This is a genomic window from Paenibacillus sp. P2(2022) (genome assembly GCF_029522175.1).
Taxonomy (GTDB): domain Bacteria; phylum Bacillota; class Bacilli; order Paenibacillales; family Paenibacillaceae; genus Paenibacillus; species Paenibacillus polymyxa.
In genome coordinates, this window is sequence record NZ_JAKWFI010000023.1 from 1 (window position 1) to 5,996 (window position 5,996).

4 protein-coding genes, 19 tRNA genes and 1 rRNA gene are annotated in these 5,996 nt (G+C 45.2%); 21 read left to right on the top strand and 3 right to left on the bottom strand.

What is annotated here, in order from left to right:
* Positions 1-48: 48 nt before the first annotated feature.
* The 19 genes from MMB75_RS25820 (at position 49) to MMB75_RS25910 (ending at position 1,841) form a co-directional block, all read left to right on the top strand.
* Positions 49-124 (top strand) — tRNA-Asn (locus tag MMB75_RS25820).
* A gap of 33 nt (positions 125-157) precedes the next feature.
* Positions 158-231: transfer RNA gene (locus MMB75_RS25825), tRNA-Met, on the top strand.
* Positions 232-234: 3 nt separating this feature from the next.
* Positions 235-326 (top strand) — tRNA-Ser (locus MMB75_RS25830).
* A 31-nt stretch (positions 327-357) separates the two neighbouring features.
* A tRNA-Glu gene (locus MMB75_RS25835) sits at positions 358-429 on the top strand.
* 7 nt (positions 430-436) lie between these two features.
* A tRNA-Val gene (locus tag MMB75_RS25840) sits at positions 437-512 on the top strand.
* Positions 513-541: 29 nt separating this feature from the next.
* Positions 542-615: transfer RNA gene (locus tag MMB75_RS25845), tRNA-Met, on the top strand.
* 25 nt (positions 616-640) lie between these two features.
* A tRNA-Asp gene (locus tag MMB75_RS25850) sits at positions 641-717 on the top strand.
* Between the two features lie 51 nt (positions 718-768).
* Positions 769-841: transfer RNA gene (locus tag MMB75_RS25855), tRNA-Phe, on the top strand.
* 25 nt (positions 842-866) lie between these two features.
* Positions 867-942, top strand: a tRNA-Thr gene (locus MMB75_RS25860).
* Between the two features lie 4 nt (positions 943-946).
* Positions 947-1,032, top strand: a tRNA-Tyr gene (locus MMB75_RS25865).
* A 19-nt stretch (positions 1,033-1,051) separates the two neighbouring features.
* Positions 1,052-1,124, top strand: a tRNA-His gene (locus MMB75_RS25870).
* An 18-nt stretch (positions 1,125-1,142) separates the two neighbouring features.
* Positions 1,143-1,217 (top strand) — tRNA-Gln (locus tag MMB75_RS25875).
* A 4-nt stretch (positions 1,218-1,221) separates the two neighbouring features.
* Positions 1,222-1,297: transfer RNA gene (locus MMB75_RS25880), tRNA-Lys, on the top strand.
* A 15-nt stretch (positions 1,298-1,312) separates the two neighbouring features.
* A tRNA-Leu gene (locus MMB75_RS25885) sits at positions 1,313-1,400 on the top strand.
* A gap of 6 nt (positions 1,401-1,406) precedes the next feature.
* Positions 1,407-1,481, top strand: a tRNA-Gly gene (locus MMB75_RS25890).
* Positions 1,482-1,491: 10 nt separating this feature from the next.
* Positions 1,492-1,562: transfer RNA gene (locus tag MMB75_RS25895), tRNA-Cys, on the top strand.
* 26 nt (positions 1,563-1,588) lie between these two features.
* Positions 1,589-1,665 (top strand) — tRNA-Arg (locus MMB75_RS25900).
* 22 nt (positions 1,666-1,687) lie between these two features.
* A tRNA-Pro gene (locus MMB75_RS25905) sits at positions 1,688-1,761 on the top strand.
* A 9-nt stretch (positions 1,762-1,770) separates the two neighbouring features.
* Positions 1,771-1,841: transfer RNA gene (locus MMB75_RS25910), tRNA-Gly, on the top strand.
* A 206-nt stretch (positions 1,842-2,047) separates the two neighbouring features.
* Here the strand turns inward: MMB75_RS25910 and MMB75_RS25915 are convergent.
* The 3 genes from MMB75_RS25915 to MMB75_RS25925 form a co-directional block, all read right to left on the bottom strand.
* The gene (locus tag MMB75_RS25915; protein ID WP_017428695.1) at positions 2,048-3,151 is read right to left on the bottom strand and encodes a PAS domain-containing sensor histidine kinase; all 1,104 of its coding nucleotides are present in this window, start codon (positions 3,149-3,151) and stop codon (positions 2,048-2,050) included.
* A complete protein-coding gene (locus MMB75_RS25920; protein ID WP_016818376.1) occupies positions 3,144-3,797 on the bottom strand; it encodes a response regulator in 654 nt (217 codons plus the stop codon). Before MMB75_RS25920 ends, MMB75_RS25915 begins: the two co-directional genes overlap by 8 nt.
* Positions 3,798-3,939: 142 nt before the next feature.
* A complete protein-coding gene (locus MMB75_RS25925) occupies positions 3,940-4,389 on the bottom strand; it encodes a GAF domain-containing protein (protein WP_016818377.1) in 450 nt (149 codons plus the stop codon).
* 298 nt (positions 4,390-4,687) lie between these two features.
* On the opposite strand from MMB75_RS25925, the gene MMB75_RS25930 reads away from it, so the two are divergent.
* Both MMB75_RS25930 and MMB75_RS25935 read left to right on the top strand, forming a co-directional pair.
* Entirely contained in the window at positions 4,688-5,428 is a 741-nt protein-coding gene (locus MMB75_RS25930) for a Crp/Fnr family transcriptional regulator (protein WP_277511605.1), read from the top strand.
* 509 nt (positions 5,429-5,937) lie between these two features.
* Positions 5,938-5,996: ribosomal RNA gene (locus MMB75_RS25935) — 16S ribosomal RNA — on the top strand; the annotation flags it as partial.

The following is a 5,996-nucleotide window of genomic DNA, read 5'->3' on the forward strand; positions in this document are numbered from 1 at the left end:
TTGCACGCAGGAGGTCAGGGGTTCGATCCCCCTTGGCTCCACCAATATTCCCTGATAGCTCAGTTGGTAGAGCACTCGACTGTTAATCGAGTTGTCACAGGTTCGAGTCCTGTTCGGGGAGCCATATTTCAATACTTCTGAATTTTATATATAAGGTGGCGGCGTAGCTCAGCTGGCTAGAGCGTACGGTTCATACCCGTGAGGTCGGGGGTTCGATCCCCTCTGCCGCTACTCGGAGAGATACCCAAGTGGCTATAAGGGGACCCTCTGCTAAGGGGTTAGACTGCGTAAGTGGTGCGAGGGTTCGAATCCCTCTCTCTCCGCCACAAAATTATTAAATCAGAATTCATTTTGCAAGGCCCGTTGGTCAAGGGGTTAAGACACCTCCCTTTCACGGAGGTAACAGGGGTTCGAATCCCCTACGGGTCATAATTATGGAGGCTTAGCTCAGCTGGGAGAGCATCTGCCTTACAAGCAGAGGGTCGGGGGTTCGATCCCCTCAGCCTCCACCATTAATAGTATTAAGAAATACCTTTGATGTCGCGGGGTGGAGCAGTTCGGTAGCTCGTCGGGCTCATAACCCGAAGGTCGTAGGTTCAAATCCTGCCCCCGCAATTAATTTCCTGTTGGAAATGCCTCTGGAACTGTGGTGTAGAGGCCTAACATGCCTGCCTGTCACGCAGGAGATCGCGGGTTCGAATCCCGTCAGTTCCGCCATTTTAACTACATATAGTGTAAACTATATGATATAGTTGTAAAATAAAACATGGCTCGGTAGCTCAGTCGGTAGAGCAGAGGACTGAAAATCCTCGTGTCGGCGGTTCGATTCCGTCCCGAGCCACCTTTCAAGTGGGAATTGGCAATGTGCCGGTGTAGCTCAATTGGTAGAGCAACTGACTTGTAATCAGTAGGTTGGGGGTTCAAGTCCTCTCGCCGGCACCATTTTGGAGGATTAGCGAAGTGGCCAAACGCATCAGACTGTAAATCTGCTCCCTTACGGGTTCGGTGGTTCGAATCCATCATCCTCCACCAGTCTTTTTATAATCATATGGCGGTCGTGGCGAAGTGGTTAACGCACCGGACTGTGACTCCGGCATTCGTGGGTTCAAGCCCCATCGGCCGCCCTTTGATTCTTAATTTAATGGGGATTAGCCAAGCGGTAAGGCAACGGACTTTGACTCCGTCATGCATAGGTTCAAATCCTATATCCCCAGCCATTAAGAGCCATTAGCTCAGTTGGTAGAGCACCTGACTTTTAATCAGGGTGTCGAAGGTTCGAGTCCTTCATGGCTCACCATTTATAAGTTATTTTGCGGTCGTGGCGGAATTGGCAGACGCGCACGGTTCAGGTCCGTGTGGGCTAACCCCCCGTGGAGGTTCGAGTCCTCTCGACCGCACCATATTTTGCGGACGTGGCTCAGCGGTAGAGCATCGCCTTGCCAAGGCGAGGGTCGCGGGTTCGATTCCCGTCGTCCGCTCCATTATCCATACGGCGCCATAGCCAAGTGGTAAGGCAAAGCTCTGCAAAAGCTTCATCCCCAGTTCAAATCTGGGTGGCGCCTTGACTGCTCATTATGGAACTAAATATGCGCCCTTAGCTCAGCTGGATAGAGCGTTTGACTACGAATCAAAAGGCCGGGAGTTCGAATCTCTCAGGGCGCGCCATTTATTAAAAAATGTATAATGTCGGGATGTAGCTCAGCTTGGTAGAGCACCTGGTTTGGGACCAGGGGGTCGCATGTTCAAATCGTGTCATCCCGATACTGATTTGCGGGTGTAGTTCAATGGTAGAACTCCAGCCTTCCAAGCTGGTAGCGTGGGTTCGATTCCCATCACCCGCTTTTTGCTATAGCGGATTCTTGTTGCCTCAGTGGTGACACCTTATAAATAAAGAGAGCCTGTCTGGGGACAGAGCTCTCTCTTTTTTTTGTATGTTTATCTTCCATAGATTCTATAAAAGTGTTGACTATCGATAATCCTTGCTATCGGTGTATTCCTTCTGCTCCTGCAGTGAGTATACACCGATAACTGATCTAGTACACAGGTTTTACACTGGTATGGTCAGCTGTATGGAGGTTCCCTGATTTGGAGCAGAGGTCATGCTCAAGAAGCCGCCTACTCCTCTAGCTCGTTCTTCCATGCTGAACAATCCAACTCCCTCTCCTTTGGATTCTCCAGAGAAGCCCATACCCTCATCCCGAATAGTTACTTTTATTATTTCGTCTTGATCCTCTACATCAACGTATGCTTCTGCTACATCTGCGTATTTAGCCACATTCGTCAGTGCTTCCTGTACAATTCTATAGATTGCTATTTCTTTTCGGATATCAAGGCGTTTACGTAAAGTACATTGAAAATGCACTTCGATTCCGTAATGCGAACAGAAATTTTCAATATAAGTTCTTAGGGCCGGTACGACACCCAAATCATCCAGAACTGAGGGACGAAGTTCCCACGCTAGGCCACGAACATCTTTAATGATATCGGTTACCTGTGCACGCAAATTTTCCAAAGTAGCGTTGGGTTGTTCAGCTAGTTGGCTATCTAGTTGAATAATAAGTGAAAACAGGCTTTGACCAATCCCATCATGAAGCTCTCTTGAAAAACGTTTACGCTCTTCCTCCTGTATTTGCATGACTTGCGTCATCATGGTCTGAAGCTCTGCCTCTACTTTTTTTAATTTAGTTACTTCATTACGGATCGCTAAGTACTGATAGGGTTTACCTTCCTCGTCCATAAATGGAACAATCGTAGTATTCACCCAGTAGTAGCTGTTATCTTTAGCACGATTTCGTATTTCTCCCTGCCATACCTCACCAGAACGGATCGTAGTCCACAGGTTCTTCATGAAGGCTCGAGTATGATAGCCCGAATTAATGAGACGATGATCCTGCCCGATCAATTCTTCACGACTATATTGTGAAATCTCACAGAACTTATCGTTTACGTACTGAATAATTCCTCGATGATCGGTCAGAGCAACGATGGAAGATGTATCTAGAGCAAATTTTAGATTGGATAGCTGGTGGAGAGAACTACGCAGTACATGGAGAAAAGGAGAATCTGGTATATGAATTTCCAAATCATTCAGTAGTTTATCGGTTGACTCCCCAAAGGCGGGCTGCAGTAAAGGGTTAGAAGGTTCATTCATAATGGAGCAACCCCTTTTTCAGTGCAAATTTGACCAACTCAGGTCGTGTTTTCAAGTTAAGCTTCTCCATAAGGTTGCTTTTGTGGGACTCTACGGTTTTGACGCTAATCACCAAGTGTTCGGCAATTTCCTTGTTGGCATATCCTTTGGCTACCCATGATAGGATCTCCTTTTCCCGCTCAGACAGGGATTCATACGGTCCAGCTATGCCCTCTTGTTTGATTTTATCCAGATATTCACTCATCAGGCGTTTGGTTGCATTGGGATACAGATAGGCACTGCCTTCGGCCACAGACTGGATGGCAGCGAGTAATTCCTCATGAGGTGCACTTTTTAAAATATATCCAGATGCTCCGGCTTGAATGGCTCGGAACAGATATTCCTCATCATCATGCATCGTTAAAATAAGCACTTCTGTATCCGGCAACTGTTTTTTTAATTCGGTGGTTGCCGTGAGGCCATCTTTGCCAGGTGGCATACTAAAATCCATGAGCACGACATTGGGTTGTAGCTCAACCGCTTTGCGGATTGCTTCATCCCCGTCTGCTGCATCACCTACTACTTTAATACCGTTTTTGCCGTCCAATAGGGCCATGAGGCCAGAACGTACGACAACATGATCATCCACTACTAGTATACGAATCAATTAGTCATCCCCTCGAACGGTACAAAACCGTGCCTTTTGTCATAATCATAGCAAATTTTAGGGATTTCAATCAACAGAGATAGTTAGATGAGCCGTTCATATTCACTTATATTTTTAATTTTATTTTTCTTCAATTAACAATCTATGGAGTGAGAGGGTGAGCACATAGCTGGCCAAGGCGTTGAGCGACTTGAGTGGCCTCAGCTATATCAGAATCGGTGAATGTCCTCACATCACGGTTACCAAGAAGTAGTACACCGTTTGGCAATTCCCCTGTACTGGAAAAAGGAATGGCTACTGCAGAATGTAGCTGTTCGGCCAGCATAAGTGCACATTCTTGACGTAAACGTATACTACCTGATATTAAAGCACTAACGGTCACAGTACGTCCAAGACGAACAGCCATCCCGGCGATCCCATGCCCAACTTTAAAAGAAATAAGGCGATAGCGATTGCTTCGGTTGCCGGAGGCATAATACCAATGCAACTTACCACCTGACTTAGACATAAATGCAAGGGCGGTGAGATCTCCATAAACATGACTTCGCAACTGGTCTAGTTCTTTTCGCATTTCATCCGTTATTTGTAACATAGAAGACACATCCTTTTTCTTAACCAGACTGTAGCTCTAATTTATTGTAGTTCCGACAGGTACAAAAGTAATTCAGGGAACCCCCTGATCTATAGGCGCAGGAACACTGACTTTTTATTAGACTGGGTAATCAATAAGAGGAGAGTCAATAAATGGAGCGTTAGCTGATCTTGGAAGTGATATTTATCACTGCAAATCAGGGAGTAGGGAGGTGTAAAATCAGGTGTTCTCCCGATAACAACCCAGGCATCAAAACATTATGATTAAGATATCAGGTAAACACGAGGAGGACGCTAATATGCAAGCCACTTGTATGGAACGGTTTGGGGACGAAGCGCAGCGCACGGGGATTCAGCTTTTTCTGACGGAAGAGCATTTTGAACTGTTAAAAGATATCATGTCCTGGAAGAAGGTAAAGGCAGGCGTTATGCTTTTCCGAGAGGGTGATGATGCGGAGCAGCTTTATTATATACATTTGGGTCATGTTAAACTCCGTAAGTCGACAGAAGACGGTAAAGAATTGATTCTGACTATTCAGCACCAAGGCGATTTAATCGGGGAGTTTAGTGGGATAGATGGGGAAGAGTATAGTTGCACTGCAGAAACAGCCGATGTGTGTGAATTAGGTGTCGTGCTTGTTAAGGATCTGGAGTCGCTCCTGTCTAAGCATGGGGAAATGGCGCTTCAGTTTATACAGTGGATGGCAATGAAGCAACGAATTATGCAATCACGGTTTCGGGACTTATTGTTGTATGGTAAAACGGGGGCACTAGCGTCTACCTTAATCCGTGCAAGTAATACATGTGGCGTAGCTGTGAAGGATGGCATTTTACTGAATATGAAGTTAAGTCACTCCGAACTGGGTGAGATGATTGGAGCAACGCGCGAGAGTGTGAACCGGATGCTGAGCTCGCTGAAAGAGCAGGGTACCTTGGATACGAGAGACGGAAAAATCGTCATTCACGATCTCAAGGTGTTGCGTGCTATGTGCTGTTGCCCTTCGTATGGTCAATGTGCCCATGAGATTTGCAGACTATAAATTATGAGCTTGTTAGGCGGGGCTAAAAGACTCCGTCTAATTGTAAAGTCTTCTGACAACAAGCGTTTAAAAGGAACGAGTATCGTAGATATCTTAAAAAGAATCGACGACGCGTTTAGCGGCAAATCAACGATATAGTGTTTTGAAGTAGCCATCATGTTGAAATAGTTGACTAGTAGTAAAAAAATTTAGATATTGGTTTATTGTTAAATATTACAAGTTGTATTCTGTAGTTAAAAATGATATATTATTTGAGATGACAACAAAACAGCCGTTTTAAAGAGAATAAGCAGGGTGAAATAATCTTCGAAAAAATAACCCTTGCATTTTTGGAATGAACATGATATGATCTTATAGCTGTTGAAAAACGCAGCGAAAAAGAATTTGATCTTTGAAAACTGAACAACGAGTGAGTATGGGTTTTGTTCACAAAATCCAAAAGAGATATTTTATCTCGTCAGTTTCAAAATGAGCTAATCGCTCTTTCTATAACCAGCTTCGGTTGGTCTTTAATGGAGAGTTTGATCCTGGCTCAGGACGAACGCTGGCGGCGTGCCTAATACATGCA

Bases quoted from the DNA above. Each gene is read 5' to 3' on its own strand.
- MMB75_RS25915 (WP_017428695.1), bottom strand. From the start codon at position 3,151: ATGAATGAACCTTCTAACCCTTTACTGCAGCCCGCCTTTGGGGAGTCA.
- MMB75_RS25930 (WP_277511605.1), top strand. From the start codon at position 4,688: ATGCAAGCCACTTGTATGGAACGGTTTGGGGACGAAGCGCAGCGCACG.
- MMB75_RS25925 (WP_016818377.1), bottom strand. From the start codon at position 4,389: ATGTTACAAATAACGGATGAAATGCGAAAAGAACTAGACCAGTTGCGA.